Genomic DNA, 26,746 nt, shown 5'->3' on the forward strand with positions numbered 1-26,746 from the left:
TGACATGGCTAAGGACGATGTCATCCAGATGCAGGGTGAAGTGGTTGAAAACCTGCCGAACGCGACATTCCGCGTGAAGCTTGACAACGGCCATATCGTACTAGGACATATTTCCGGCAAGATGCGGATGCATTACATCCGCATTCTTCCCGGCGACAAGGTCACTGTTGAATTGACGCCCTACGATCTGTCTCGGGCACGTATTGTTTTCCGCGCCAAGTGATGGTTGCGGTTTGAAGAGTTTTAGGAGAATGAAATGAGAGTTTCGGCTTCGGTCAAGAAAATTTGCCGCAACTGCAAAATCATCCGCCGCAAGGGTGTGGTGCGCGTGATCTGCACGGATGCACGTCACAAGCAGCGCCAAGGCTGATTTACAAGTTATAGAGGACGCACATGGCACGTATTGCTGGGATTAACATTCCGCCGCACAAGCATGCGGAAATCGGTCTGACCGCCATTTTTGGCATTGGTCGCACCCGCGCTCGCAAGATTTGCGAAGCAACTGGTATCGCTTACACCAAGAAGATCAAGGATCTGACGGACGGCGATCTGGAAAAGATTCGCGAACAAATCGAGCAGTTCACCATTGAAGGTGATCTGCGTCGCGAAACCACCATGAACATCAAGCGCTTGATGGACATTGGTTGCTACCGTGGCTTCCGTCACCGTCGTGGCCTGCCGATGCGTGGTCAGCGTACCCGCACCAACGCTCGTACTCGCAAGGGTCCGCGCAAGGCAGCAGCCGCTCTGAAGAAATAATTGAGAGATCAATATGGCAAAAGCACCCGCCAATAACGCAGCACAACGAGTGCGCAAGAAGGTCCGCAAGAACGTTTCTGACGGTATTGCCCACGTTCACGCCTCGTTCAACAACACGATCATCACCATCACCGACCGCCAAGGCAATGCATTGTCCTGGGCTTCGTCGGGTGGTCAAGGCTTCAAGGGCTCCCGCAAGTCCACGCCCTTTGCGGCCCAGGTCGCGTCGGAAGTGGCTGGTCGTGCTGCCATTGAGCAAGGTATCAAGAACCTCGACGTTGAGATCAAGGGCCCTGGCCCAGGTCGCGAGTCTTCCGTTCGTGCACTGGGTGCCCTGGGCATCCGCATCACGTCCATCTCTGATGTGACGCCGGTGCCGCACAACGGCTGCCGCCCGCAAAAGCGTCGTCGTATCTGATTTTTTAAGCCCACCGCCATCGGCATCGCGCCGATGGCTCCCGCACGTTCAAACGTGTGGAAGATGACATAAAAGGAAGCTCAAGTGGCACGTTACCTCGGCCCCAAGGCCAAACTCTCCCGCCGTGAAGGCACCGACCTGTTCCTGAAGAGCGCCCGTCGCTCGATCGCGGACAAGGCCAAGTTCGACTCCAAGCCTGGTCAGCACGGCCGCACCTCGGGTGCCCGTACTTCTGACTTCGGTCTGCAACTGCGTGAAAAGCAGAAGGTCAAGCGCATGTACGGCGTGCTGGAAAAGCAATTCCGCCGCTACTTCGAAGAAGCCGATCGTCGCCGTGGCAACACCGGCGCCAACCTGCTGTTCATCCTTGAGTCCCGTCTGGACAACGTGGTGTACCGCATGGGTTTCGGTTCGACCCGCGCAGAAGCCCGTCAGTTGGTTTCGCACAAGGCCATTACCGTGAATGGTCAATCGGTCAACATCCCGTCGTATCTGGTCAAGGCCGGTGACGTGGTGGCCGTTCGCGAAAAGTCCAAGAAGCAAGGCCGTGTGGTCGAAGCTTTGCAACTGGCTCAACAAGTCGGCATTCCGGCTTGGGTTGAAGTCAATGCGGACAAGGCGGAAGGTACCTTCAAGAAGTCCCCGGATCGTGATGAATTCGGTGCAGACATCAACGAATCGCTGATCGTTGAACTGTATTCGCGTTAATCGTCCGTTCAATTGAAATCGTTCCTATACCGCGGGGCACCGCGGTATAGGTGCTTCACCAGCCTTACCGGTGTAACGAGCCGGGGGTATTGAGAGGAAGTCTGAATGCAAACCAACTTGCTGAAACCCAAAGCAATCACCGTGGAACAGCTTGGCAACAACCGCGCCAAGGTCGCCCTGGAACCGTTCGAGCGTGGCTATGGCCATACGCTGGGCAACGCAATCCGGCGAGTGCTCCTGTCCTCCATGGTGGGGTACGCAGCGACTGAAGTCACGATTGCAGGTGTTCTGCACGAGTACTCCTCCATTGACGGCGTTCAAGAAGATGTGGTCAACATCCTCCTGAACCTGAAGGGCGTGGTGTTCAAGCTGCACAACCGCGACGAAGTTACCCTGAGCCTGCGCAAAGACGGTGAAGGTGTTGTCACTGCTGGCGACATCCAGACCCCGCATGATGTTGAGATCATCAACCCCGAGCACGTGATTGCCACGTTGTCGGCGGGTGGCAAGCTCGACATGCAGATCAAGGTCGAAAAAGGCCGTGGCTATGTGCCCGGCAACATTCGTCGTTTCGCCGATGAGCCCAGCAAGTCGATTGGCCGCATTGTTCTCGACGCATCGTTCTCGCCGGTTCGCCGCGTGAGCTACACCGTCGAAAGCGCTCGTGTGGAACAACGTACCGACCTGGACAAACTGGTCGTCGAAATCGAAACCAACGGTGCCATCACGGCTGAAGACGCAGTGCGCGCTTCGGCCAAGATCCTGGTGGAACAACTGGCCGTGTTTGCTCAGCTGGAAGGCGGCGAACTGGCTGCGTTCGATCAGCCGGCTCCGCGCGGTGGTGCTTCGTTCGATCCGATCCTGCTGCGTCCTGTGGACGAGCTGGAGCTGACCGTGCGTTCGGCCAACTGCTTGAAGGCCGAGAACATCTACTACATCGGCGACCTGATTCAGCGTACCGAAAACGAGCTGCTCAAGACCCCTAACCTGGGTCGCAAGTCGCTCAATGAGATCAAGGAAGTTCTGGCCTCTCGTGGCCTGACTCTGGGCATGAAGCTGGAAAGCTGGCCGCCTGCTGGTCTCGACAAGCGTTAAGTTATAATCACAGGCTTCGCTTTTTGGCGAACCTGCTTCATCCGTCACGATGGCGGATGAAAAGTGCATCAACCAGTACCTGATCCGGCTGGTTGTCATCAATAAAGAAAGGAAAGCACTATGCGTCACGGACACGGCCTTCGTAAACTGAATCGCACCAGCTCGCACCGCCTGGCGATGCTGCAGAACATGATGAACTCGCTCATTGCGCACGAAGTCATCAAGACCACCGTTCCCAAGGCCAAGGAACTGCGCCGCGTGATCGAACCCATGATCACCTTGGCCAAGGTGGACACCGTTGCCAACCGTCGTCTGGCTTTTGACCGTCTGCGCGACCGCGACAGCGTCACCAAGCTGTTCAACGATCTGGGCAAGCGCAACAGCGCTCGTCCTGGTGGTTACACCCGCATCCTGAAGATGGGCTACCGCGTGGGCGACAACGCTCCGATGGCCCTGGTTGAGTTGGTTGAACGCGCTGAAGCAAATAATTCTGCCGAAGCCGCTCAAGCAGCTGCAGAATAAGTTATAATTCCATCTTGCCGCGCGATGGAGCAGTCTGGTAGCTCGTTGGGCTCATAACCCAAAGGTCGGAGGTTCAAATCCTTCTCGCGCAACCAATCCAAAGCAGCTTCTTGGCTGCTTGCAAAAAGCCCACTTCGGTGGGCTTTTTTGTTTTCTGACAGTTCTCGCTGCCCCGGTCAGATACGCCCAGTCATCTGATGACTGGGGTGCACCAGAATCGCTCTGAGCCCGGGGTGTCAATCAGTGGCCGGGGCATGCATTCACACGCTGCCGTGGGGGTTTGCAACGCTGGCCATGCAGGGTTCGAAATGCGTCAGGTCGGGACCGCACCAGCCCTGAACTTTGGCCAGGTCGTCATAACGGCGCAGTCGAACAGCGACGGCGGCGTGTTCTTGAGTCATGAACCTGGTGGCCTCGTCGCTGCTGAAAGCGCCACCTTGCAATGCAAGGCTGGCCTGGGACGCTGCCGACAGCCCCTCTGCATAGCCTGTCTCTGTGGCGCACAGAAAGCGCTTGGCATCCACATGCAGTCGAATCGGGGCCAGCACGGCCTCAGGGAACGTTCCCCGCAAAAAGGGCAACACGACAAACTGGTGCAGCTCATCGCGGCTGTTGTCTGGCTCGTCGAGGCCCTCGCGCTCTGCCACGATCAAGTGCCCTAGATCGTGCAGCAGGGCTGCGACGACCACCTCAGGGCTTTCGCCGGCCTGTTCGGCCAGGGCGGCACATTGCAGGGCGTGCTGCAACTGCGACACGGCTTCGTCACCGTATTGGGCGTGGCCTCGCCGAAGCAGCAAGGCGGAGATGTCGGGCAGGGTCAAGGACACGTGGGGCTCCAGTGCAGGCATATGGCCATCATGCTCACCGCAAAGGATCCGACCCGAGGCAGATGGATCGGTCTTGCGGCGGCAGGGACGTGCGGGCTCAGGCACGCCCCTAGCCTTCAGGGTAGCGAGCCCTCATGAAACGTCCGTGACGGTCCCTGTCTGTCGCATGCGAGGGCCGACGCAGCCCCCGCTTCTACCGATGGCCGCGGTCGCCCGGTGCTCAGAGCGGGTGCGTCACCAACTTGAACTCCGGGTCTTCCGGGAAGGCCTTGACGCTGAACCCCAGTCCGCGCATCAGCTTAAGCATGGGTTGATTGTTCGCCAGCACCAGTCCATCCATCTCGCTGAGCCCTTTTTCGCGGGCGACGTCCATGATGCACTCCATCAGTCGTGACCCCAGGCCCTTGCCATTGAAGTCATCCGCCACCACCAGTGAAAACTCGCAACTGGTCTGGTCCGGGTTGGTGATGTAGCGCGACACCCCCACGATGCGCTCGGTCTCGGTGATCTCGCCCTCGGTGTTGGCTGTGCGCTCCTTCACCACCGCCACCAGCGCCATCTCCCGGTCGTAGTCGATGAGGGTGAAGCGGGCCAGCATCTGGGGCGGCAATTCAGCGATCGAAGACACAAAGCGGAAATAGCGGCTTTCCTGCGACAGGTGATGCATGAGGTCTTGCAGCATCTGCGCGTCGTCGGGGTGAATCGGCCGGACTGTGTACTCGCCACCGCCGCGCAAAGGCAGCACCTGCTCGTAACGAGCCGGGTACGGCAGGATGGACAGGTGGTGGTAATTGCTCAGACGCCCGCTGGAGGCCTGCGGTGCACTGTCGATCACGATGCGCGCATCCACCGCCACCGCACCGCTTTCGTCGACGATGATGGGGTTGATGTCCATCTCACGCAACTGAGGGAGCTCGCACACCATTTCCGACACGCGCAACAGCACCTGCTCAAGCGCATCCCGGTCTGCGGCCGTGGCGCCGCGCCACTCACCCAGGGTTTCGGCGACCCGTGAGCGGTCGATCATGCGGCGAGCCAGAAACAGGTTCAGCGGCGGCAGTTCCATGGCGCGGTCGTCGATCAACTCGATCATCGTCCCGCCGGCACCAAAAGTGATCACCGGGCCAAAGGGGGCATCCGTCACCAGGCCGACGCAGATTTCCCGGCCGCGTCGGTTGCGCGCCATTCTTTGCACCGTCACGCCGTTGATGCGGGCCTGGGGCAACAGGCGCGTCACGCGCTCGATCATGTCGCTGTAGGCATCGCGGGCGGCCGACCCGCTCATGATGTTGAGCACCACACCCTGCACATCGGATTTGTGGCTGATGTCGGGTGAATCGATTTTCAAGGCCACCGGAAAGCCCAACTGGGTGGCGATCATCATGGCCTCAGTCGCGCTGCGAGCCAGCAGGGTCTCGGTCACGGGGATGTGAAACGCCGACAGCAGCGTCTTCGACTCCATCTCGGTCAGCACCTTTCGGCGCTCGGCCAGCACGCTTTCAATGACCAGGCGAGCACCTTCGATGTCGGGCTTGGCGAGGGTGGACAGCGGGGGGGGCGTCTGCTGCAGCAACTGCTGGTTCTGATAGAAGGCGGCCAGATTGCCAAAGGCGCCGACGGCGGCCTCGGGCGTGCGAAAGCTCGGGATGGCGGCGTCATTCAGGATGGCGCGCGCCGGCACCACCGAACGATCCCCCATCCAGCAAGCCAGCATCGGTTTGCCCACCTTGGGCTTGATGGCCGCCACGGCTTGAGCAATGGCACTGGTGTCCATGCCGACCTTGGGCGAGCAGATCACCAGCACGCCATCCACCTCACGGTCCTTGTGCGCCGCCTCGATGGCTGCTGCGTAATGGGCGGGGCCGGCTTCTTCCGACAGATCGATCAGGTCGGTCAGCGAGGCCAGGGCCGGCAGCTGGGGCTTCAGCGCCTGAACTGTGTCGTGCGACAGCTTGGCCAGTTGCAGGTTGATTTCGTTCACCCAGTCGGCAGCCAGCACACCGGGCCCACCTCCGTTGGTCACGATCGCCAGGCGCTTGCCCACAGGGCGGTAGCGCGAGGCCAGGCACTTGGCTGCCGAGAACAACTGCACAAAGGAGCGCACCCGCACCGCACCGGCACGACGCAGGGCCGCGTCGAAAACGTCGTCGCTGCCCACAATGGCGCCGCTGTGGGTTTGCGCCGCCTCATTGCCCGCGGGCTTGCGGCCTGCCTTCAGCACCACCACCGGCTTGGCATTGGCCGCCGAGCGCAGGGCACTCATGAAACGGCGTGCGTTCGAAATCCCCTCCAGGTAGACGATGATGCTGTGTGTCTTTGCATCATTGGCCAGAAAGTCCAACACATCGGCCATGTCGAGCACGGTATTGGGACCGAGTGACACCACGGTCGAAAAGCCCACCGCGTTGTTGCTCGCCCAATCCAGCATCGAGGCCGTCAGGGCCCCCGACTGCGAGATCAGCGCCAGCGACCCGGCGCGGGCCAGGCCACCGCTGGCGCTCGCATTGAGTTGCAGCGAGGGGCGTTGAAAGCCCAGGCAATTCGGGCCCAGCAGATGGATGCCCTCGCGGCGGGCAATCTTCTTCAACTCGGCCGCCTTGTCGGCGCTGATGCCGGTTGAAATCAGCAAAGCCGCTTTGCAACTCAGGCGCGCCGCCAATTCGAGGGCGGCATTCATGTCCTGTGCTGGCAGCGCGATGATGGCCAGGTCGGCCACGGTCTGGGCCAGATCGGCCAGCGTGCCCGTGGTGTGGATGTCGACGAACTGCAGCGTGCCCGAAAAACGCTGGGCCTTCAGGGCTTCCAGCAAGGCCTGGTTGAGTGCCGACGTGGCGTCGCCGGCCTCCGCCGGGTTGGCGAAGACCACGATGGATTCGGGAGAGAACAGGGGGGTGAGGTAGTGTTTGTCCATGGTCTTCAATCGGCGCCGATCAGCACCTTCACGTGGGCCCCGACACTGCGTGCCAGGGGGCTGAGCACATAGCCACCTTCAAGGCAGGAGATGACACGGCCCTGACAGTGGCGCCGCGCCACGGCCATCAATTGCTGCGTCACCCATTCGTAGTCCGATTCCAGCAGAGCCAGATTGCCCATGTCGTCGTCGCGGTGACCGTCAAAGCCGGCCGAGATGTAAATCAACTGCGGCTGGAACGCTTCCAACGCAGGCAGCCAGCGCTGCGTCACTGCATCGCGGAACGCCTCGCTGCCCGAGCGCGAAGGCAGACCCACGTTCACCATGCCGGGGCGCTTGTCGTCTCCGTCCGGGAAGGGGTACAGGCCTTTTTCATAGATCGAGCACATCAGCACGCGTTCGTCGTCGCGCAGGATGTCCTCGCTGCCGTTGCCGTGGTGCACATCAAAGTCGATCAAGGCCACCCGCTGCAGCCCGTGCACATCCAACGCATGGCGCAGACCCACCGCCACGTTGTTGAAAAAGCAAAAGCCCATGGCGGTGCGGTATTCGGCATGGTGACCGGGCGGGCGCACGCTGCAAAAGGCAGCACTCACCTCGCCACCCAGCACCAAGTCTGTGGCCTGCACGGCCGCACCGGCGGCCCGCAAAGCGGCTGTTGCGGTGAACGGGTTCATGCTGGTGTCCGGGTCCACCGGGTGGTAGCCCTCAGCGGGCGATGCGGCCAGGATCTCGCTCACATACAGCGAGGAATGAGCCCGCCCCAACTGCTCCTCGGTGGCCAAGGGGGCGTCATAGGGCAGCATGTAGTCCAGCAGGCCCTTGATGAGCAGGTGGTCATGGATGGCGGCAAGCCGCTCCGGGCATTCCGGGTGGTGGGGCCCCATCTCATGACGGGAACAGTCGGTGTGGGTGATATACGCTGCCAGCAAAACGGTCTCCGTCGGAGACCGGCACACCCGGCCTCTCTTCATGCCCACTTTAGGCCCCGCCGGGCGATAAAGACTTGACTTGAGGCAACTCTTGCTGACATCGCCGGCCCTCGCCATGGGGATGACCCTGGATCGGCTCACCTCCGGGACCGGTCTTACTCCGTGGTGCTCGGGCTCCAGAAGGCCTGTTGCACATAGCTCTCATTTTTCAGGCGCGCCACCAGCCCATCCAGTTCACTGCCGTCGACCGAGGTCGCCGACAAGGTGGCTTCGATTTCCACCTCGTGTTCGCCAAAGGCATGCACCGCCAGGTCGCGCACGGGGTGGTGCAGTTGTTCCAGCAGTGTGTGCAGTTGCGACATGGCGAGCTTTTGGTGCTCACGCGGTGCAATCACATAGACCGTGCAGCTCACCTCCACCGAGGCCGTGCCCATGGGTTGCCGGTTGATGCGATTCACCACCGGTCGCAGCAGCGTGTTGGCGGCCAGCACGAACAGCGTGCCGACAAACGACTCCACCACCAGATCGGCCCCTGCGCAGGCCCCCACGGCGGCCGAAGCCCACAAGGTGGCGGCGGTGTTCAAACCTCGCACGCTGCCCTCTTCGCGCATGATCACACCAGCCCCCAGAAAGCCGATGCCCGAGACCACATAGGCCACCACCCGCACGGCACCATCGCTGCCGCCCAGGCGATTGGCCATGTCGACAAAGATCGCCGCCCCCACTGCCACCAGTACATTGGTGCGCAAACCTGCGGTGCGTTGCCGGAACTGTCGCTCCAGACCGATCAGGCCCCCCATCACAAAGGCGGCGCTCAGGCTCAACACCGAGTCGGCGAGAGAAGCGAGGTTGATGTTCTGCAAGGCTTGCATCGGCGGGCGTCCGGTTGTCTTTTGGGTGGCTCATTTTGCCCCGGACGCGTGTCGGGGGCATGGCAGGTGTACGTAGTTCCGCGCAGGTCTCAGGTCAGTCTTTGGTCAGGTGGTTCTCTTTACAGTCCGCCACGAAATGCAAAGACCACCCTCGGTCATTGCCCGGTTGAGAAGAGGTTCAGTGATGGCAAAGCAAGACAAACGTGGGCGCTCCACACGCCACGAAGGGCGCATCAGCCCGGTCATGGGTCTGATCGTGGGGCTGGTGCTGTTGGCCGCCGTGGGCGGGGCGGCCTATCTGCTCAGGGCCCCGGCCCCGGCCAAGGCTGCGAGCGAGAGCGGCCCGGTGCTGGCCACCCGCACTGGCGTGGATGAGCTGCAGATGGCCCCCGAGCAGGTGGCCGAACTCCAGGTGGGCGAGGTGAAGACCCAACGCTTCGAACAGCAGCGCGAGGCCATTGGCATCATCGACCTCAACCAGGACAACGCGGTGCAGGTGTTCTCGCCCTACCAGGGGCGCATCGGGCAGATCGGCGTGAAAGCGGGCGATGACGTTAGCAAGGGCCAGGTGCTCTACACCGTGCAGATCCCCGATCTGGCCCAGGCCGCCTCGGCCCTGATCTCGGCCAGTGGCAACCTGCGGGTGGCCAACGAAACCCTGCGCCGCGCCCAGGCCCTGGCCGAGGCGCAGAGCATTCCGCAAAAGGAACTGCAGCAGAACCAGGCTGACCAACAGACGGCCGACGCCGCCTACCGAGCCGCCCGCAAGAACCTCGAACTGTTCGGCCTCGGCCCGCAAGACATCGAGGCCATCGAGACCACCCGCAAGATCGACACCGAGATGCCTGTGCGCAGCCCGCTCAGCGGCCGCGTGACTGCCCGTGCCGGCGCCCCGGGGCAATTGGTGCAGCCCGGCAACAACACGGCCCCGGTGGCCGTGGCCAACCTGCAGCAGCTGTGGATGGTGGCCAGCGTGCCTGAATCGGAAATCTCGGCCTACCAGAAAGGTCAGAACGTCACCGTGCGTGTCTCGGCCTACCCGGACAAACGCTTCAACGGCAAGGTCAGCTACATCGGCGATGTGGCCGATCCCGCCACACACCGCCTCACCGTGCGCGCCGATGTGGCCGATCCGCAGCATCTGCTCAAGGCTCAGATGCTGGCCAACTTTGTGATCCGCATCGGGGCCCCGATGGAGTCACCCGCCGTGCCGCAAAACGCGCTGGCCCGCGAGGGCGACGGCAGCCTGTCAGCCTGGGTGACTGCCGATGGCGTGCGCTTCAAACGCCGCGTGGTGCAGACCGGCCTGGTGCAAGACGGCCTCGTGCAGATCACCCAGGGCTTGAACCCGGGCGAGAAGATCGCGCGCGACAAGGGCTTGTTCCTGAGCAACCTCTACCTCATCACCACGAACTGAAAGAGGCCCTGCCGTGTTCCGTTCTTTACTGGCGTTCGTCCTGACGCGCCGCCCGGTGGTGCTGCTGGGGCTGCTGGCCTTCATGGCCGCCGGCGTGCTGGCCTTCATCAAACTCAATGTCGAGGCCTACCCCAACCCGGCCCCGGTGATTCTTGAAATCACGGCCCAGGCCCCAGGTCTGTCGGCCGAAGAGATGGAGCGCTACTACACCCGCCCCATGGAGATCGGCCTGGCCACCACCATGGGGGTGGACAACATCCGCTCCACCTCGTTCTATGGTCTGGCCTTTGTGCGCGTCACCTTCAAGTACGGTGTCGAGTACGTGCCTGCGCTCACCCAGACCGCGCTCAACCTGCAGCAGAACGTCAACCTGCCCGGCGGCGTGCAGCCGCAAATCCAGGCCTCCAGCCTGGTGGGTGAAATCCTGCGCTACCAGGTCAAGGGCCCGTCCACCTACAGCCTGACTGATCTGCGTGGCATCCAGGACTGGATCATCCAGCGCCGTCTGCTCACCGTGCCCGGGGTGGCCCAGGTCGTCACCTGGGGCGGCACCACCAAGGAGTACCACGTCGAAATCAACCCCGCCAAACTCGAAAGCTATGGCCTCACCCTGCAGCAGGTGCTCAGCGCCGTGGGCAATGCCAACAGCAACGTGGGCGGGCGCAACCTCAGCGTGGGCGAGCAATCGGTCAACGTGCGCGGCCTGGGGCTGGTGCGGGATGTGGCCGATGCCGGCAACATCGTCATCACCCAGCAAAACGGCTTGCCCGTCCTGGTCAAGGATGTGGCCTCGGTCAGCGTTGGCAGCGTGCCGCGCCTGGGCGAAGCGGGGCGTGACGCCGAGAACGACGTGGTCACCGGCGTGGTGGTGATGAACCGCCTGCAGCAGACCAAGGAGGTCATTGCCCGCGTCAAGGAGGCGGTGGACAAGCTCAACGGCGATGGCAGCCTGCCGCAGGGCGTTCAATTGGTGCCTTATTACGACCGATCCACCCTGGTCAACGTCACCACCCACACCGTCATCCACAACCTGATCTTCGGTTGCCTGCTGGTGTTCGTGATCCAGTGGATCTTTCTGGGCGACCTGCGCAGTGCAGTGATCGTGAGCGTCAACATCCCGTTTGCGTTGTTCTTCAGCATCATGATGCTGGTGCTCACGGGGGAGTCGGCCAACCTGCTGTCTCTGGGGGCGGTTGATTTCGGCATCATCGTCGACTCCGCGGTGATCCTGGTCGAAAACATCTTCCGCAACTTCCAGAAGAGCCCGCGTGAACGCATCAATGCCCTGCGCGCCATGACCCGCGGCCCGCACGGCATGGTCACCGACCCGGCCCTGGGCTGGACCCAGCGCCTGCGCATGATCTTCATGAGCTCGCTGCAGGTCGACAACTCGGTGCTGTTCTCCACGGTCATCACCATTGCCGCCTTCTCGCCGCTGTTCCTCATGACTGGGGTGGAGGGGCAGATCTTCGGCCCCATGGCCCGCACTTATGGCTATGCCCTGGCCGGCGCGCTGCTTGCCACCTTCACCGTCACGCCGGTGCTGGCCGCCTACCTGCTGCCGCGCCGCATCCAGGAGCACGAAACCCGCATCGTCGAGTGGGTGCGCAAGGCCTACGAGCCGGCCCTGCGCTGGTCACTGCAGCATGCCAAGACCGTGTGCGTGGGCGGTGTGGTGTTCCTGATCGCGGTCGGGGTGCTGGCCTCGCGACTGGGCAGCGAATTTCTGCCCGCCCTGGAAGAGGGCAACCTGTGGATCCGGGCCTCCATGCCACCCACCATCTCGCTGGAGGCCGGTACCGCCAAGGCCAACCGCATGCGCGAGATCATCAAGAGCTACCCGGAGGTGATCACCGTGGTGTCGCAGCACGGCAGGCCTGACGACGGTTCGGACGCCTCGGGCTTCAACAACGTCGAGTTGTTCGCCCCGCTCAAACCCTTTGACGAATGGCCCGCCGGCGTCAGCAAGGAGCAGTTGGTGGCCGAGCTGCAGGAGAAGTTCGCCCTCGAGTTCCCGGGGGTGGGCTTCAACTTCTCGCAGTACATCCAGGACAACGTGCAGGAGGGCCTGTCGGGCGTCAAGGGCGCCAACTCGGTGAAGATCATGGGGCCTGATCTGGTCACGCTGGAGAAGCTGGCCGTCGACGTGGTCGCCGTGATGAGCAAGGTTCCGGGCACCGCCGACATCGGCATCTTCAACACCCTGGGCCAGCCCAACCTCAACATCCAGATCGACCGCCAGAAGGCGGCCCGCTACGGGCTGAACACGGGTGACGTCAACACCGCCATCCAGGCGGCCATGGGCGGCACCGTGGCCACCACGGTGCTGGAGGGCGAACGCCAGTACGGCCTGAGCGTGCGCTACCTGTCGGCCCAGCGGCGCGACCTGCAAAGTGTGCGTGATCTGCGCATCGGCTACACCACCACCGGTGGGGGCAATGCCTTCGTGCCCCTGCGCGACATCGCCGACATCACGCTGGACACCGGGGCCACCTACATCTACCACGAGCGCAACGAGCGCTACATCCCGATCAAGTTCAGCGTGCGCGATCGCGACTTGGGCAGCACGGTGTCCGAGCTGCAACAGCGCGTGGCCGCCGAGGTCAAGCTGCCCGAGGGCTACCGCATCCAGTACGCGGGCGAGTTCGAGTCGCTGCAGCAGGCCAAGGCCCGCATGGGCGTCCTGATCCCGATGGCGATGGCGCTCATCCTGGTGCTGCTGTATGCGCTGTTCAGCAGCTTTGCCTACAGCCTGCTGGCCCTGGCGGCCGTGCCCTTCACCGTGGCCTGCGGCATCCTGGCCCTGTACGTGTCCGACCAGGTGATCAGCATCTCGGCGGTGATCGGCTTTGTCTCGCTGCTCGGGGTCTCCGTGATGGACGGCATCCTGATCCTGAGCTACTTCAAGGAGCTGCGCCTGGCCGGGCAGAGCCCTGAAGACGCCATCTATGACGCCTACATCCACCGCATGCGGCCTCTGTTGATGACGGCCCTGTCGGCCTGCATCGGCTTGTTTCCGGCTGCGCTCAGCCACGGCATCGGCAGCCAGGTGCAGCGCCCGCTGGCCACGGTGGTGGTGGGCGGCATGTTGCTGGGGCCGGTGTTCCTGCTGCTGGTGGTGCCCGCCATGCGGCTCACCGTGCTGCGCCACCTGAAACTCAAGAAACGCCGCAAAGGCCTGGGTGGCGATGCGCTGGCCCACGAGGAGGATGCCCATGCTTGATTCATCGCGCCACATCGGAGGCCCGCTGCGCACCCTGGCACTGGGCCTGCTCAGCGCCGGCCTGCTGTCCGCCTGCGCCGTCGGCCCCGACTACCACGCGCCCCAGGCGCCCCAGGTCAGTGCCTTCACGCGCCAGGCTGATCCAGCGGCCCCCGCCGCCACGGCCGAGCTTCGTCCCGATTGGTGGACGGCCTACGGCTCGCCCCGGTTGGACCAGCTGGTGCAACGCGCCCTCCAGCACAACCCCGGCATCGATGCCGGTCTGGCCAACTTGCGCCAGGCGCAGGAGCTGGTCACGGCCCAGCGCGGCCTGTTTTTCCCGCAGGTGCAGGCGGGCTACAGCGCCAACCGCCAAAACTCGGGGCGCGTGTTGTCTTCGCCCCTGGCCTCGGGGGCCAGCCTGTTCACCTTGCACACGGCCCAGGTCAGCGTGGGCTTTGTGCCCGACGTCTTCGGTGGCAACCAGCGTCAGGTCGAATCCTTGCAGGCCACAGCCGACAGCCAGCGCCTGCAGCTGGAGGCCCTGCGTGTCACGCTGGCCAGCAACGTGGCCTCGGCCGTGATCCAGGAGCAGTTGCTGGTCGAGCAGATCGCCGTGCTGGAAGAAGCCTTGCAGCTGGCGCAGCAGCAGCTGCAGCACACCCGAGGCCTGAAGGCCCAGGGCTACGCCAGCGGCCTGGATCTGGCCCAGCAGGAATCGGCTTACGCCCAGACGGCGGCCCAGTTGCCGCCCCTGCACAAGCAACTGGAGCAGACGCGCAACCTGCTGGCCGTGCTGTGCGGCGACTTCCCGGCCGCGGACCTGGGCGCGGTGCAGCAAGCCCCCGTCCGCTTGCCGGCCGAGTTGCCCCAGGCCTTGCCCTCTCAACTGGTGAGCCGGCGCCCTGATGTTCAGGCCGCCGAGGCCCAGTTCCATGCGGCCTATGCCCAGATCGGTGTGGCCACCGCCAATATGCTGCCGCAGTTCTCGCTCAGCGCCAACCTGGCGTACGCGGGTGGAGCGGTGGGTGGTTTGCTGTCGGCTGGCAACAAGGCTTGGGGGCTGCTGGGTGGTGTGAGTGCGCCCTTGTTCTCTGCCGGCACCCTGTCGGCCCGCAAGCGCGCGGCCGAGGCCGGGGCCGAGGCGGCTCAGGCCCAGTACCAGGGGGTGGTGTTGACCGCTTTCCAGAACGTGGCCGACACCCTGGTCGCCCTGCAGCACGATGGCCAGGCCCTGAGCGTGGCCCGCGATGCCGAGGCCGCCGCGCAAAACCTGCTGGGTCTGACCCGTCAGCAGTTTGACCAAGGCTACGTGGCCCAGCCCCAGTGGCTCAGCACACGGCAGGCCTGGCTGCAAGCTCGCCTGGCCCACCTGGCGGCGCAGGCGGTCTACCTGGGCGACACCGTGGCCCTGCACCAGGCTTTGGGCGGGGGCTGGCGCGATCAGCCAACCTTGGCCGGTCGCTGAACCTGACTGAATCCGGAAAGCAAAATGGGGCCGTTTTCACGGCCCCTTCTCTTTGGTGTGGTGCTTTCTCGCCGCTCAGAAACCCATGGCCAGACCGCTGTTGCGGCGCGGGTCATTGGCGCCATAGAAGCGGTTCTTGCCCACCGGCTTGCCGCCCAGCGAGGGCGCGCCGATCAGCACGGCGGCCAGGTGGTTGGCGGGTTGAGGTGCGCCCAGCTTGTGGCCGGCAGCTTCCAGCAGCTTGCGGGTGTCGGGCGAGATGGCGAAGTTCTCCATGTTGGTCACATCGGGCAGCCATTGCTGGTGGAAGCGCGGCGCATCCACGGCTTCTTGCACGTTCATGCCGTAGTCGATCACGTTCAGCAGCGTGTGCAGCACGGCGGTGATGATGCGGCTGCCGCCGGGCGTGCCGACCACCATCACGGGCTGGTTGTCCTTGCTGACGATGGTCGGGCTCATCGACGACAGCGGGCGCTTGCCCGGGGCGATGGCATTGGCCTCGCCCTGCACCAGGCCGTAGATGTTGGGCACGCCGATCTTCACCGTGAAGTCATCCATCTCGTTGTTCAGCAGCACGCCGGTGCCAGGCACCGTGACCTTGGCACCGAACCAGTCGTTCAAGGTGTAGGTGACCGACACGGCATTGCCCCAGCGGTCGGCAATCGAGTAGTGGGTGGTGTTGCTGCCCTCATGCGGCGCCACACCGGGCTTGATGTCCTTGGACACGCCGGCCTTGTTCGGGTCGATCACTGCGCGAACCTGCGCCGCATAGGCCTTGTCGGTCAGGCGGGCAATGGGGTTCTTCACAAAGTCGGGGTCGCCCAGGTAGCTGTTGCGATCCACATAGGCGTGACGCATGGCTTCGATCTGGTAGTGCACCGACTGGGCCGAGCGGAACCCCAGGTCTTTCAGCGGGTAGCCCTCGAGGATGTTCAGGATCTCGCAGATGATCACCCCGCCCGAGCTCGGCGGCGGTGCCGACACCACGTGGTAGCCGCGGTAGTCGCATTCGACCGGCGGCATCTCGCGGGTTTGGTACTGGTCCAGGTCGGCCTGGGTGATCAGCCCGCCACCGGCCTGGCTGGACTGGGTCAGGGCCTGGGCCACCGGGCCTTTGTAAAAGCCCTCGGGGCCCTTGTCGCTGATCGCCTTCAGGGTGCGGGCCAGGTCTTTCTGCACCAGCTTGTCACCCACCTGGTAGGGCTCGCCCGACTTGAGGAAGATGGCCCCCGAGGCCTGATCCTTGCGGAAGTCGGCGGTCGCGGTGTGCAACATGTCGATGTCACCCTGATCCAGCACAAAGCCCTGTTCGGCCAGGGCGATCGACGGGGCCAGCAGTTCCTGGCGCTTGAGCGTGCCGTACTTCTCGCGCGCCCATTCCAGGCCCGACACGCTGCCGGGCACACCCACGGCCAGGTGGCCATGCGTGCTCAGGCCTTTGATGACGTTGCCGTCCTTGTCGAGGTACATGTTCGGCGTGGCGGCCAGTGGGGCCTTCTCGCGGAAGTCCAGGAAGGTCTTGCGTCCGTCCGCCAGTTGCAGCGTCATGAAGCCACCGCCGCCCAGGTTGCCGGCGGCCGGGTACACCACGGCCAGCGCGTAACCCACGGCCACGGCCGCATCCACGGCGTTGCCGCCTCGCTTGAGCACATCCACCCCCACTTTCGTGGCCAGGTGCTGGGCAGCCACCACCATGCCGTTCTCGGCGGCCACGGGGGCCACCGAGGCGGCGTGCGCGACCCAGTGGAAACTCAGGAACAGGCAGCCCGTGAGCACCGTGGTGCGCAGGCGGGGCAGGCGTCGGGGGAAATTCATCCGGCTTCTCCTCGTTGATGTCTTGCGGGGGGGATCCCGGCCTCCAGGGGCTGGGTCGGGCCAGTTTAGGGGGCGTTGCTCAATTTATGATCAGGGAAATTGCCCTTGGCGGCGAAATGACTGTTTCATGAAATTTGACAATCTGGCTGACCTCAAGGTGTTGGTTGCGGCCGCAGAGACCGGGGGCTTCACACCGGCGGGGCGCCGCTGCGGCCTCAGCACGGCTGCGGTCAGCGCGGCCATCAAACGACTCGAGACCAGCCTGGGCGTGCGCCTGTTCGAGCGCAGCACGCGCAGCGTGCAGCCGACCCAGGAGGGCCGGGTGATGATCGACCATGCCCGCCGTGCGCTGGAGCTGGTGGCCGAAGGGCAGGCGCTGGTGCGGGGAGGCGCTGCATCGCTCACCGGTAGCCTGCGCCTCACCACCTCATCGGCCCTGGCGCGGGGCCTGTTGCTCGACTGGTTGCCCGGATTTGCCGCGCAACACCCGGGGCTGGAGATCGACCTGCGTGTCACCGACACCCATGTCGATCTGGTGCGTGAAGCCATCGATGTGGCGGTGCGCTATGGGCCCTTGCCCGATTCGGGGCTGGCGGCCCGCTTGCTGGCGCCGTCGCACCGCATCGCCTGCGCCAGCCCGGCCTACCTGCGGCGCCGGGGTTGGCCGCAGCAGCCCCAAGACCTGACGCAGCACGAGTGCCTCACCTATGAAGTGCGGGGGCGCCTGTTGTGTGACTGGGCGTTCAGCCCCGTGGATGACGCCGATGGGGCTGCGGCGCCCATCACCGTACCGGTGCGGGGCGCCTTGCGCTGCAACGATGCCTCGGTGGCGCTGGACTGGGCTTTGCAGGGGCAGGGGGTGGTCTATCAGTCGGCCCTGCAGCTGGCAGCAGCCTTGGCCGACGGGCGCTTGCAGCGTGTGCTGCCCACCTGGCTGGGCGCGCCGGCACCGCTGTATGCGGTGCTGCCCAGCAATCGCTTTGTGCCGCCACGCGTGACGGTGCTGGTGGAGGCCCTGGCCGAGCTGTTCGCGCGCTCGGCTGCGGGGAAGATCGTGGGTTAAAAAAGGCTTGGCTGGTCAGGTGGGCCGCAGTGCGGCACCCGATGGCTGGCCAAAACGACCTTGGAGACACGGCTGTGGCCGTGCAAGGGTCGCCCCACGATGAAACTTTATTTGGTCAGGATCAGCTTGCCCAGACGGGTGGCCTGCAGGCGGTACAGCAGGCCGTTGTGCAAGATCTCGACCGTCTTCTGGCCGGCCAGCAGTTCCTGGCTGGGCACCACCCGGGGCGCCGAGCCGGCCGAGGCCGAAGGGCCACGCGACGGGGCCGGTGCGGTCTGAAACGGAGTGGACAGGGCGGTGAACTGGTTCATGGCGGCAAGTCGATGAAAAGGGGCTGGCTGGGTCTGCGGGACCGATGGTCGGCTCTGCAGACTGGCTGATGGGTGGATTATGCACTCAAATGAGAATGAATCTCATTAAAAAATTCAATCAACCCTGCTGCCGCCATGGCTCCAACCCTGCCACGGCGATCAGGCCAGCCGGCTGACCTGCACGGCGCAATCGTAGAAGGTGGGGCCGCGCCCCAGATCGGTCAGGGCCTGGCTGGTGAGTTCATTCACGTTGGTGCCGTTCAGGCCGAATTTGCGCCACCAGATGCCCAGGCCGTTGACCACGCCCGGGCGGGCCCGTTCGCTGACCTCGGCCTTGCAGTGGTAGTTGCCGCGGGCGTTGAACACGCGCACCACATCGCCGGAGCGGATGCTGCGCGGGCTGGCGTCGTCGGGGTGGATCTCCAGCACCGGCTCGGTCTCGATGTGGCGCAGGCTGGTCACGTTCACGAAGGTCGAGTTCAGAAAGTTGCGTGCTGGCGGCGAGATCATGGCCAGCGGCCAGGGCCCGGCCGGGTTGGGCAGCTCGTGATTGGGCAGGTGGTCGGGCAGGCCGTCCAGCCCCTGTGCCACCAGGGCGGGGCTGAGGAACTCGCAGCGCCCCGACGGGGTGGGAAAGCCCCCTTCGGCAAAGGGCGCATCGGCCAGCGGCAGGCTGGCAAAGCCCTGGCGCTGCAACTGCGCGTGGTCGATCCGGTCGCCAAAAGCCTGTCGGCACAGGGTTTCGTCGTCTTCGGCAAAGCAGGGCTCGGTGTAGCCCATGCGCTGTGCCAGGCGGCGGAAGATCTCGCTGTTGGGCAGGGCCTCGCCCAAGGGGGCAATGGCCGGGCGGTTCAGCAGCACGTCGGTGTGGCCATAGGCCAGGTGAATGTCCCAGTGCTCCAGCTGGGTGGTGGCCGGCAGCAGGTAGTCGGCGTAGTCGGCGGTGTCGGTCTGGAAATGCTCCAGCACCACGGTGAACAGATCCTCGCGGGCGAAGCCGGCCGCCACCCGGGCCGAATCCGGGGCCACGGCCACGGGGTTGCTGTTGTAGACCACCAAGGCCTCGATGGCCGGGCCAAAAGCGGGCGAGGCGGGCTGGTTGAGCGCATCGCCGATGGTGGACATGTTGATCAGGCGCGGTCGGCGTTCACCCAGCAGGTCCGGGCGCTGCAAGGTCTGGCGCTGCACCGGGAATTGCCCCGAGCTCGACAGCAACACGCCACCGCCGCGCTCGCGCCAGGCGCCCGTCAGCGCGGGCAGGCAGGCAATGGCGCGCACGGCATTGGCGCCGCCGCGCACGCGTTGCACCCCGTAGTTGAGTCGGATGGCCGCCGGCCGGGTATGGGCATAGTCGTGTGCCAGTCGCGTGATCTGTTCCACCGGCACGCCGCACACCTCGGCGGCGCGCTCAGGCGGCCACTGCAGGGCACGTTCGCGCAACTCGGCCCAGCCCAGCGTGTGGCGCTCGATGTAGTCATGGTCCAGCCAGTCGTGCACGATCAGTTGCTGCATCAGCGCCAGGGCCAGCGCGGCATCGGTGCCGGGGCGCAGAGCGATGTGCTCATGGCATTTCTCGGCGGTCTCGCTGCGGCGCGGGTCGATGCATACCAGGCGGGCGCCCTGTCGCTTGGCCTCTTGCGCGATGCGCCAGAAGTGCAGGTTGCTGCCGATCGAGTTGCTGCCCCAGATCACGATCAGCCGGGCCTCGGCGAAAAACTGCACCTTCATGCCCACCTTGCCGCCCAGGGTGTGGACCAGGCCCGCGGTGCCTGCCGACGAGCAGATGGTCTGGTCCAGCCGGCTGGCGCCCAGCCGATGGAAGAAGCGTGCCGCCATGCCGTCGCCTTGCACCAGCCCCATGGTGCCGGCGTAGCTGTAGGGCAGCACGGCCTCGGGGTTGCGGCCTGCGATGGCGGTCAGGCGTTGTGCAATGTCGCTCAGGGCCTCATCCCAACCCACTTGCACGAACTGGCCCGAGCCCTTGGGCCCCACCCGCTTCATCGGGTGCAGCAGGCGATCCGGGTGGTAGGTGCGCTCGGGGTACTTGGACACTTTGGCGCACAGCACGCCACCGGTCAGCGGATGGTCCGGGTTGCCTTGCACGCGCGTGGCCACGCCATCCTTCACGGTGGTCAGCAGCGAGCAGGTGTCGGGGCAGTCGTGGGGGCAGGCGCCAAGCACCTGGGTGTCGTCAATGGGCTGGTTCATGGGGCGTTGTGGGTCGGTGGGCCGCATCGGCCCGCTGTGTTTCAACGCATTGTCATACAGCGTGACAGGCGTTATGGTCGAAAGCCCATGCTCGCACCACCGTCGCTCTCTCCGGCTGATTCACCGCGGCATCCGTCCAGGCGTCGCCTGGTGCAACTGACCTGTTCGGCCTGCGCGGCCAGCCTGGCCGGCCCGGCCTGGGCACGTGGCCCGGGCGAGGTCCCGCTGGTGCTCGGTCAGTCGGTGCCCCTGACCGGCCCCACGGCCCACTTGGGGCGCAACTACGTCCAAGGAGCCCAACTGGCTTTTGACCAGTTCAATGCCGCCGGCGGCATCGCCCGGCGCGCCATCGAATTGCGCATCCAGGACGACGGTTATGAGGCCGACCGTTGCGCCGACAACACACGTCGTTTTATCCAGGATGATGTTTTTGCCTTGTTCGGGTATGTCGGGACGCCCACCAGCCTGGCCGCCATGCCCCTGGCCCTGGGCGCCCGCGTGCCCTTTGTGGCTCCCCGCACCGGCGCGCAAGCCGTGCGCGAACCTTTGCACCGCCCTGTCTTCGTCATCCGGGCCTCGTACCGCGAGGAGTTGGCGCTGATCGTGTCCAGCCTGCGCGCCCGAGGGGTGCGCCGAGTGGCGTTGCTGCGCCAGGGGGATTCGTACGGCGATGCCGGCCTGGACGGCCTGACCCGTGCGCTGGCGGCGCAGGGCCTGGGGCTGCTCGGCCAGGCCAGCATCGAGCGCAACTCGCTGGACGTCAGCGCCGCGGTGCGGGCCCTGGCCCCCTTGCGGCCGGAAGCCATCGTGCTGGTGTGCACTTACCAGGCCGCCACCGCCTTTGTGCGTGCCGTGCGCAAGGCGGGCTTTGCCGGCTTGTTTGCGGCGGTGTCCTTTGTGGGAACCCAGGACATGATCGACACCCTGGGGCGAGACGGCGCCGGGTTGATGATCTCTCAGGTCATGCCCTCACCCTACGTCAACGTCCATCCGCTGGCCGTGCAGTTCAGGGCGGCGGCCCACAGGGCGGGGGGGCGTGTGGCGCTGACCTATTCCGCCATCGAGGGGTATCTGGCCGCCTCGGTGCTGGTGGCCGGTCTGCAAGAGGCCCAGCGCCGGGGCCGCCTGAGCCGCGAGGGGCTGATCGAGGGGTTGGAGGCCCTCGGACGGCGAGAGATTGCAGGCTTTCCGATCGAATTGGGGTCGGCCAGCCACGTGGCCAGCCACTTTGTCGAGCTCTCCACGCTGGTGGGCGACGGCACGCTTCGAACCTGACTCAGGCTATTTCGCGCACCCCGCCCAGGCCTTGCAGAAACTGTTCGCAACGGCCCAGTTGCTCCAGGCTCACGTACTCATCGGGCTGGTGAGCCTGCTCGATGCTGCCGGGCCCGCACACCACGGTGGGGATGCCGGCCTGCTTGAACAGCCCCGCTTCGGTGCCGAAGGCCACCAGTGTGGTGCCTGCTGTGCCGGCCAGGCGCTGCGCCAGGCGGGTCACGGCGTCGTCGGCCGAGCCCAGGAAGGCCGGCACCTCGCAGATCGGCTCGAAGCTGAAGCCCGTCTCAGGGCTCACCTTTTGCATGCCGGGCTCCAAGGCACGGGCCGCTGCCACCACCTGCGATTGCAGGGCCAGCGCGTCCACAGTGGGCAGGTTGCGGAACTCGTAGCGGAACTCGGCGTCGCGCGGCACCACGTTGTCGGCAATGCCGCCGTGGAACTGACCCACGCTGGCGGTGGTGTAGGGCACGTCAAAGCCCGCGTAGCGGGGCTCGTCGCGCTCGAAGCCCTCGGCCATGTCACGCAGCTTGCCCACCAGTCGGGCCGCCATCTCGATGGCGTTGACGGATTGAGGCGTCAGCGACGAGTGCGCCTCCTTGCCGCGCACACAGCAGCGGTAGCGGTACACGCCCTTGTGGGCAATGGCCGGCACCATCAGCGTGGGTTCGCCCACGATGCAGGCCAGGGGCTGGATCTGCGCGTCACGCAGGTCGGCGATCAACTCCTTCACCCCCAGGCAACCCACTTCTTCATCAAAACTCAGCGCCAGATGGATGGCGAACGGGGCCGGGCTGTCCAGAAAGTGCTGGGCCTGGGCCAGGGCGATGCCGATGAAGGCCTTCATGTCGGCCGAGCCCCGCCCATACAGGCGGCCATCGCGCACCATGGCCGACAGCGGGTCTGCGCTCCAGGCCTGGCCGTCCCAGGGCACCGTGTCGGTGTGGCCCGACAGAATCACCCCGGCCGGCTTGCCCTCACCCAGGGTGGCAAACAGATTGGCCTTGGTCTTGTCGGCGTTCCAGGTCAGGCGGCTGGCCACACCCAGGCGCAACAGCTCGTCGCGCACGAAGTGGATCAGTTCCAGGTTGGAGTTTCGGCTCACCGTGTCCATCCGGACCAGGGTCTGTGCCAATGCAAGGGCTCGATCGGAAATCATGGTTGGCATTGTGGATGATGTGCGCAGATGGCGCAGAACTTGCGGCAAAGCCCTGCCCATTGCTAGACTGATTCATTCAGCGCCCACTACATCACCATGCAAATCCTTGATTCCATCGTGGCCCAGGCGGCCGGCATCGCGGCTGTGCGCCGCGACATCCATGCTCACCCCGAGTTGTGTTTTGAAGAGCTGCGCACCGCCGACCTGATCGCGGCCAAGCTCACCGAATGGGGCATCCCGGTGCACCGCGGCCTGGGCAAGACCGGTGTCGTCGGCATCGTCAAGGGCGGTGACAGCCCGCGCGCCATCGGCCTTCGGGCCGACATGGACGCGCTGCCCATGCAGGAGTTCAACACCTTTGCCCATGCCAGCCGGCACGCCGGCAAGATGCACGCCTGCGGTCACGATGGCCACGTGGCCATGCTGCTGGCGGCGGCCCAGCACCTGGCCCGCCACCGTGATTTCGATGGCACGGTCTACCTGATCTTCCAGCCGGCCGAAGAGGGCGGTGGCGGCGCCCGCGAGATGGTCAACGACGGCCTGTTCGAGCAGTTTCCCATGCAGGCCGTGTTCGGCATGCACAACTGGCCCGGCATGCCGGTGGGCACCATGGCGGTCAGCCCCGGCCCGGTGATGGCCTCGACCAGCGAATTCAAGATCACCGTGCGCGGCAAGGGTGGCCATGCCGCGCTGCCGCACACCGGCATCGACCCGGTGCCGATTGCCTGCCAGATGGTGCAGGGCTTCCAGACCATCATCACCCGCAACAAGAAGCCGGTCGACGCGGGCGTGATCTCGGTCACCATGCTCCACGCGGGCGAGGCCACCAATGTGGTGCCCGACAGCTGCGAGATGCAGGGCACGGTGCGCACCTTCACCACCGAGGTGCTGGATCTCATCGAGCGCCGCATGTCCGAGATCTCGCACGGCGTGGCGGCGGCCTTCGGGGCCGAGTGCCATTTCGAATTCGTGCGCAACTACCCGCCCACCATCAACCACCCCGCCGAGGCCGAGTTCGCCCGCAGCGTCATGGTCGACCTGGTCGGTGCCGACAAGGTGTTGCCGCAAGAGCCCACCATGGGGGCGGAAGATTTCGCCTACATGCTGCAGGCCAAGCCAGGCGCCTACTTCTTCATTGCCAACGGCGACGGCACGCACCGTGAGATGGGCCATGGTGGCGGCCCCTGCATGCTGCACAACCCCAGCTACGATTTCAATGACGACCTGATCCCCTTGGGTGGCTCGCTGTGGGTGCGGCTGGTCCAGAAGTGGTTTGCCCAGCAGCCTGAAGGGGTTTGACCATGCTGGTGGTGCCCCAGGCCTTTGCCAGCCGTTATGCCGAGGCGCGCGTGCGGTTTCTGGAGGCTGCGGCCCAGGCCGGCCTGCCGATCGAGTCGCACCCTCACCCCTTGCCGGGCCGCGATGGCGAAGCCCTGGCCATGGACGTGGTGCGTGACGGCCCGGCGGACGCCCAGGCCCTGTTGATCGTCAGCAGCGGCTGCCACGGGCTGGAAGGCTTTTGTGGCTCAGGTGTCCAGGTGTTCGCTTTGCACGATGCCGAATGGCGTGAGCGGGCCCACGCGGCCGGCGTGGCCGTGCTGTATGTGCACGCACTCAACCCCTACGGTTTTTCGCACCTGCGTCGGGTCACGCATGAAAACGTCGACCTGAACCGCAATTTTCAAGACTTCAGCCAGCCTCTGCCGCTCAACGAGGCCTACCGCGAACTGGCCCCCTTGCTGCTGCCCGAGGTGTGGCCACCCGATGCCGCCAATCAGGCGGCCATTGCCGACTTCATGGCCCGGCGCGGCGAGGCCGCCTTCCAGGCCGCGGTGGCGCGAGGCCAGCACGAGTTTCCCCAGGGCCTGTTCTTCGGCGGCCAGGCCCCCACCTGGAGCCACCAGACCCTGCGCAACGTGCTGCGCCAGCACGGCCGTCAGGTTGGCCGCCTGGGCTGGATCGACTTGCACACCGGTCTGGGGCCCAGCGGCCTGGGCGAGCGCATCTTTGCCGGCCGCAACGACCCGGCCGCCGTGGCCCGGGCCCGCGCCTGGTGGGGCGGCGCCGGCGCCACGCCGGTCACCTCGATCTACGACGGCTCCTCCAGCTCGCCCTTGCTCACCGGCCTGATGTGGGAGAGTGCCTACCAGGAATGCCCGCAGGCCGAGATCACCGGCATCGCCCTGGAGTACGGCACCCAACCGGTGTTGCAGGTGCTGCACGCCCTGCGTGCCGAGCATTGGCTGAACGGGCACCCCGAGGCCCCGGCGCCCCTGGCCGAGGCCATCCGCCAGCAGGTGCTGGCAGCCTTCTACACCGACACCGACGCCTGGAAAGGCCAGATCATCAGCCAGGCCCGCCAGGCCTTGTTCCAGGCTGTCGATGGTCTGGCCTGAGCCGAGCGCCCGCCTTTCACCTTCACCGCCCTGATCCGCCATGAACCTGATGAACCCTGGTGGCCTTCATGCCACCCGCCGGGCAGCCTTGCTGGCCCTGAGCCTGCTGGCCGCCCAATGGCTGAGCCCTTCGGCGCAAGCCGATACCGCGATGCCACCTGCCGCCCAGGCCCCGCTGTGGGTGGCTGCCGGCCAGGAGCAGCCCGCCCTGCTGGAGACCTTGCGCGCCTTGGTCGGTATCGAAAGCGGCAGCAGCGACCGCGAAGGCCTGGACCAGATCTCCGAGCTGATCGCCGGCCGCTTGCGCGAACTGGGGGGCGAGGTGAACTTCATCGACGCCGCACCGGCCGACCTGTACCGCATGGAGGACACGCCCCCCCGGCCAGGCCGAATGGTGCATGCGGTGTTCAAGGGGGCCGGGCAGCGCCGCATCCTGCTGATTGCCCACATGGACACGGTCTATCCCCGGGGCATGCTGGCCCAGCAACCGTACCGTGTGGAAGGCAACCGCGCCTATGGCCTGGGCATTGCCGACGACAAGCAGGGCGTGGCTACCGTGTTGCACACCGTGGCCCTGCTCAAGCGCCTGGGCGTGAACGATTACGGCCAGTTGACCGTGCTCATCAACGGCGACGAGGAGATCAGCTCGCCCGCCTCGCGCAAGACCCTGGCGCGCCTGGGGCGCGAGCACGATCTGGTGCTCTCGTACGAAGCCACCCGTGTCGGAGGCGACAAACTGTCGCTGGCCACCAGCGGTATTGCCATGGCCTCGCTCAAAGTGGTGGGGCGGGCCTCGCACGCGGGCGGCGCCCCTGAGGCGGGCGTCAACGCGCTGTATGAGCTGTCGCACCAGCTGCTGCAATTGCGGGATCTGTCGGTGCCCGAGCGTGGCCTGAAGGTCAACTGGACGATCGCCAAGGCTGGCGTGGTGCGTAACATGATCCCGCCCGAGGCCAGTGCCCAGGCCGATGTGCGCCTGCTGCGCGTGAGTGATTTGCAGGCCCTGGACAAAGAGCTGCAGTTGCGCACCCAGCGCCGCCTGTTGCCGGGCTCGGAGGTCAGCGTCACGCTGGAGAACCGCCGTCCGCCCCTGGAGCCCACCGATGCCGCGCGCCGCGTGGGGGCCCATGCCCAGCAGCTTTACCGCGAGATTGGCCATGCCTTGCAGATCGACGACCGACCGGAGGGCGGCGGCACCGATGCCGCTTTTGCCGCACTCGACACCCGGGCGCCCGTGTTGGAACGCCTGGGCTTGCAGGGCTTTGGCGCGCACTCCGACAAGGCCGAATACGTGCTGCTCGACTCCATCCAGCCGCGGCTTTACCTGGGGCTGCGCCTGATCGCCGACTTTGCCGCAGGCCGGGTGGCGGGCGCAGATTGAACAGTTG

At 65.1% G+C, this 26,746-nt stretch carries 23 protein-coding genes and 1 tRNA gene; 16 read left to right on the forward strand and 8 right to left on the reverse strand.

Features of this window, described 5'->3' with window-relative positions:
• Window positions 1-4: 4 nt before the first annotated feature.
• The 8 genes from infA to AC07VS_RS19995 all read left to right on the forward strand — a co-directional run bounded on the left by infA (window position 5) and on the right by AC07VS_RS19995 (window position 3,597).
• Window positions 5-223: a translation initiation factor IF-1 gene (infA, locus tag AC07VS_RS19960; RefSeq protein WP_019576346.1), complete on the forward strand. Its 219-nt coding sequence runs from the start codon at window positions 5-7 to the stop codon at window positions 221-223.
• 33 nt (window positions 224-256) lie between these two features.
• Window positions 257-370 carry a 50S ribosomal protein L36 gene (rpmJ, locus tag AC07VS_RS19965; RefSeq protein ID WP_019576345.1) on the forward strand — a complete coding sequence of 38 codons (114 nt, stop codon included), beginning with the start codon at window positions 257-259 and terminating at the stop codon, window positions 368-370.
• A 23-nt stretch (window positions 371-393) separates the two neighbouring features.
• Complete coding sequence (gene rpsM / locus AC07VS_RS19970) at window positions 394-759, forward strand: 30S ribosomal protein S13 (RefSeq protein ID WP_019576344.1); 366 nt, start codon at window positions 394-396, stop codon at window positions 757-759.
• Between the two features lie 13 nt (window positions 760-772).
• Window positions 773-1,177, forward strand: a complete 405-nt coding sequence (rpsK, locus tag AC07VS_RS19975; RefSeq protein ID WP_019576343.1) for a 30S ribosomal protein S11 — start codon at window positions 773-775, stop codon at window positions 1,175-1,177.
• 84 nt (window positions 1,178-1,261) lie between these two features.
• Window positions 1,262-1,885 carry a 30S ribosomal protein S4 gene (gene rpsD / locus AC07VS_RS19980; RefSeq protein ID WP_019576342.1) on the forward strand — a complete coding sequence of 208 codons (624 nt, stop codon included), beginning with the start codon at window positions 1,262-1,264 and terminating at the stop codon, window positions 1,883-1,885.
• 105 nt (window positions 1,886-1,990) lie between these two features.
• Window positions 1,991-2,980 carry a DNA-directed RNA polymerase subunit alpha gene (locus AC07VS_RS19985; RefSeq protein ID WP_019576341.1) on the forward strand — a complete coding sequence of 330 codons (990 nt, stop codon included), beginning with the start codon at window positions 1,991-1,993 and terminating at the stop codon, window positions 2,978-2,980.
• Between the two features lie 120 nt (window positions 2,981-3,100).
• On the forward strand, window positions 3,101-3,502 hold the full coding sequence (gene rplQ / locus AC07VS_RS19990) for a 50S ribosomal protein L17 (protein WP_492349283.1): 402 nt from the start codon (window positions 3,101-3,103) through the stop codon (window positions 3,500-3,502).
• Between the two features lie 18 nt (window positions 3,503-3,520).
• A tRNA-Met gene (locus AC07VS_RS19995) sits at window positions 3,521-3,597 on the forward strand.
• 165 nt (window positions 3,598-3,762) lie between these two features.
• Here the strand turns inward: AC07VS_RS19995 and AC07VS_RS20000 are convergent.
• From AC07VS_RS20000 to AC07VS_RS20015, 4 genes are all read right to left on the reverse strand, one after another.
• Window positions 3,763-4,329 (reverse strand): phosphonate degradation HD-domain oxygenase, encoded by a 567-nt coding sequence (locus AC07VS_RS20000; protein WP_492349282.1) that lies wholly within the window; start codon window positions 4,327-4,329, stop codon window positions 3,763-3,765.
• Window positions 4,330-4,549: 220 nt separating this feature from the next.
• Window positions 4,550-7,240: a bifunctional acetate--CoA ligase family protein/GNAT family N-acetyltransferase gene (locus tag AC07VS_RS20005; protein WP_492349281.1), complete on the reverse strand. Its 2,691-nt coding sequence runs from the start codon at window positions 7,238-7,240 to the stop codon at window positions 4,550-4,552.
• 5 nt (window positions 7,241-7,245) lie between these two features.
• Complete coding sequence (locus tag AC07VS_RS20010; RefSeq protein WP_492349280.1) at window positions 7,246-8,172, reverse strand: histone deacetylase family protein; 927 nt, start codon at window positions 8,170-8,172, stop codon at window positions 7,246-7,248.
• A 155-nt stretch (window positions 8,173-8,327) separates the two neighbouring features.
• The gene (locus AC07VS_RS20015) at window positions 8,328-9,044 is read right to left on the reverse strand and encodes an MgtC/SapB family protein (RefSeq protein WP_494657720.1); all 717 of its coding nucleotides are present in this window, start codon (window positions 9,042-9,044) and stop codon (window positions 8,328-8,330) included.
• A gap of 184 nt (window positions 9,045-9,228) precedes the next feature.
• On the opposite strand from AC07VS_RS20015, the gene AC07VS_RS20020 reads away from it, so the two are divergent.
• The 3 genes from AC07VS_RS20020 to AC07VS_RS20030 are packed head-to-tail and all read left to right on the forward strand — an operon-like array spanning window position 9,229 to window position 15,131.
• Entirely contained in the window at window positions 9,229-10,461 is a 1,233-nt protein-coding gene (locus tag AC07VS_RS20020) for an efflux RND transporter periplasmic adaptor subunit (RefSeq protein ID WP_494751787.1), read from the forward strand.
• A 13-nt stretch (window positions 10,462-10,474) separates the two neighbouring features.
• On the forward strand, window positions 10,475-13,684 hold the full coding sequence (locus tag AC07VS_RS20025; protein ID WP_494751788.1) for an efflux RND transporter permease subunit: 3,210 nt from the start codon (window positions 10,475-10,477) through the stop codon (window positions 13,682-13,684).
• A complete protein-coding gene (locus tag AC07VS_RS20030; protein ID WP_494751789.1) occupies window positions 13,677-15,131 on the forward strand; it encodes an efflux transporter outer membrane subunit in 1,455 nt (484 codons plus the stop codon). Before AC07VS_RS20025 ends, AC07VS_RS20030 begins: the two co-directional genes overlap by 8 nt.
• A gap of 75 nt (window positions 15,132-15,206) precedes the next feature.
• On the opposite strand, the gene ggt is transcribed toward AC07VS_RS20030, so the two are convergent.
• Window positions 15,207-16,946 carry a gamma-glutamyltransferase gene (ggt, locus tag AC07VS_RS20035; protein ID WP_494751790.1) on the reverse strand — a complete coding sequence of 580 codons (1,740 nt, stop codon included), beginning with the start codon at window positions 16,944-16,946 and terminating at the stop codon, window positions 15,207-15,209.
• Between the two features lie 127 nt (window positions 16,947-17,073).
• Between ggt and AC07VS_RS20040 the strand changes: the two genes are divergently transcribed.
• The gene (locus AC07VS_RS20040; RefSeq protein WP_494751791.1) at window positions 17,074-18,009 is read left to right on the forward strand and encodes a LysR family transcriptional regulator; all 936 of its coding nucleotides are present in this window, start codon (window positions 17,074-17,076) and stop codon (window positions 18,007-18,009) included.
• Window positions 18,010-18,116: 107 nt separating this feature from the next.
• Here the strand turns inward: AC07VS_RS20040 and hemP are convergent, their stop codons facing one another.
• Together hemP and AC07VS_RS20050 are read right to left on the reverse strand one after the other, a co-directional pair.
• On the reverse strand, window positions 18,117-18,320 hold the full coding sequence (gene hemP / locus AC07VS_RS20045; RefSeq protein WP_492349273.1) for a hemin uptake protein HemP: 204 nt from the start codon (window positions 18,318-18,320) through the stop codon (window positions 18,117-18,119).
• 159 nt (window positions 18,321-18,479) lie between these two features.
• The gene (locus AC07VS_RS20050; RefSeq protein ID WP_494751792.1) at window positions 18,480-20,528 is read right to left on the reverse strand and encodes a molybdopterin-containing oxidoreductase family protein; all 2,049 of its coding nucleotides are present in this window, start codon (window positions 20,526-20,528) and stop codon (window positions 18,480-18,482) included.
• A 150-nt stretch (window positions 20,529-20,678) separates the two neighbouring features.
• On the opposite strand from AC07VS_RS20050, the gene AC07VS_RS20055 reads away from it, so the two are divergent.
• The gene (locus tag AC07VS_RS20055) at window positions 20,679-21,803 is read left to right on the forward strand and encodes an ABC transporter substrate-binding protein (RefSeq protein WP_494751793.1); all 1,125 of its coding nucleotides are present in this window, start codon (window positions 20,679-20,681) and stop codon (window positions 21,801-21,803) included.
• Between the two features lies 1 nt (window position 21,804).
• Here the strand turns inward: AC07VS_RS20055 and argE are convergent, their stop codons facing one another.
• The gene (argE, locus tag AC07VS_RS20060) at window positions 21,805-22,962 is read right to left on the reverse strand and encodes an acetylornithine deacetylase (RefSeq protein ID WP_494751794.1); all 1,158 of its coding nucleotides are present in this window, start codon (window positions 22,960-22,962) and stop codon (window positions 21,805-21,807) included.
• Between the two features lie 96 nt (window positions 22,963-23,058).
• Here argE and AC07VS_RS20065 point away from each other — a divergent pair, with 96 nt between their 5' ends.
• From AC07VS_RS20065 to AC07VS_RS20075, 3 genes are read left to right on the forward strand one after another with little or no spacing between them, the layout of a single operon-like run.
• Window positions 23,059-24,261: a M20 aminoacylase family protein gene (locus tag AC07VS_RS20065; RefSeq protein ID WP_492349269.1), complete on the forward strand. Its 1,203-nt coding sequence runs from the start codon at window positions 23,059-23,061 to the stop codon at window positions 24,259-24,261.
• Window positions 24,262-24,263: 2 nt separating this feature from the next.
• The gene (locus tag AC07VS_RS20070; RefSeq protein ID WP_494751795.1) at window positions 24,264-25,358 is read left to right on the forward strand and encodes a M14 family metallopeptidase; all 1,095 of its coding nucleotides are present in this window, start codon (window positions 24,264-24,266) and stop codon (window positions 25,356-25,358) included.
• 40 nt (window positions 25,359-25,398) lie between these two features.
• On the forward strand, window positions 25,399-26,739 hold the full coding sequence (locus AC07VS_RS20075; RefSeq protein WP_494751796.1) for a glutamate carboxypeptidase: 1,341 nt from the start codon (window positions 25,399-25,401) through the stop codon (window positions 26,737-26,739).
• Window positions 26,740-26,746 lie beyond the last annotated feature (7 nt).

The organism is Curvibacter sp. GW821-FHT01G03, assembly GCF_059422285.1.

Excerpts from the sequence above, each read along its gene's own strand:
- AC07VS_RS20050 (WP_494751792.1), bottom strand. The coding sequence starts at position 20,528 with ATGAACCAGCCCATTGACGACACCCAGGTGCTTGGCGCCTGCCCCCAC.
- AC07VS_RS20040 (WP_494751791.1), top strand. The coding sequence starts at position 17,074 with ATGAAATTTGACAATCTGGCTGACCTCAAGGTGTTGGTTGCGGCCGCA.
- rplQ (WP_492349283.1), top strand. The coding sequence starts at position 3,101 with ATGCGTCACGGACACGGCCTTCGTAAACTGAATCGCACCAGCTCGCAC.
- rpmJ (WP_019576345.1), top strand. The coding sequence starts at position 257 with ATGAGAGTTTCGGCTTCGGTCAAGAAAATTTGCCGCAACTGCAAAATC.
- AC07VS_RS20015 (WP_494657720.1), bottom strand. The coding sequence starts at position 9,044 with ATGCAAGCCTTGCAGAACATCAACCTCGCTTCTCTCGCCGACTCGGTG.
- AC07VS_RS20020 (WP_494751787.1), top strand. The coding sequence starts at position 9,229 with ATGGCAAAGCAAGACAAACGTGGGCGCTCCACACGCCACGAAGGGCGC.
- AC07VS_RS20065 (WP_492349269.1), top strand. The coding sequence starts at position 23,059 with ATGCAAATCCTTGATTCCATCGTGGCCCAGGCGGCCGGCATCGCGGCT.
- AC07VS_RS20030 (WP_494751789.1), top strand. The coding sequence starts at position 13,677 with ATGCTTGATTCATCGCGCCACATCGGAGGCCCGCTGCGCACCCTGGCA.
- rpsK (WP_019576343.1), top strand. The coding sequence starts at position 773 with ATGGCAAAAGCACCCGCCAATAACGCAGCACAACGAGTGCGCAAGAAG.
- AC07VS_RS19985 (WP_019576341.1), top strand. The coding sequence starts at position 1,991 with ATGCAAACCAACTTGCTGAAACCCAAAGCAATCACCGTGGAACAGCTT.
- argE (WP_494751794.1), bottom strand. The coding sequence starts at position 22,962 with ATGATTTCCGATCGAGCCCTTGCATTGGCACAGACCCTGGTCCGGATG.
- AC07VS_RS20070 (WP_494751795.1), top strand. The coding sequence starts at position 24,264 with ATGCTGGTGGTGCCCCAGGCCTTTGCCAGCCGTTATGCCGAGGCGCGC.
- AC07VS_RS20075 (WP_494751796.1), top strand. The coding sequence starts at position 25,399 with ATGAACCTGATGAACCCTGGTGGCCTTCATGCCACCCGCCGGGCAGCC.
- rpsM (WP_019576344.1), top strand. The coding sequence starts at position 394 with ATGGCACGTATTGCTGGGATTAACATTCCGCCGCACAAGCATGCGGAA.
- hemP (WP_492349273.1), bottom strand. The coding sequence starts at position 18,320 with ATGAACCAGTTCACCGCCCTGTCCACTCCGTTTCAGACCGCACCGGCC.
- ggt (WP_494751790.1), bottom strand. The coding sequence starts at position 16,946 with ATGAATTTCCCCCGACGCCTGCCCCGCCTGCGCACCACGGTGCTCACG.
- infA (WP_019576346.1), top strand. The coding sequence starts at position 5 with ATGGCTAAGGACGATGTCATCCAGATGCAGGGTGAAGTGGTTGAAAAC.
- AC07VS_RS20005 (WP_492349281.1), bottom strand. The coding sequence starts at position 7,240 with ATGGACAAACACTACCTCACCCCCCTGTTCTCTCCCGAATCCATCGTG.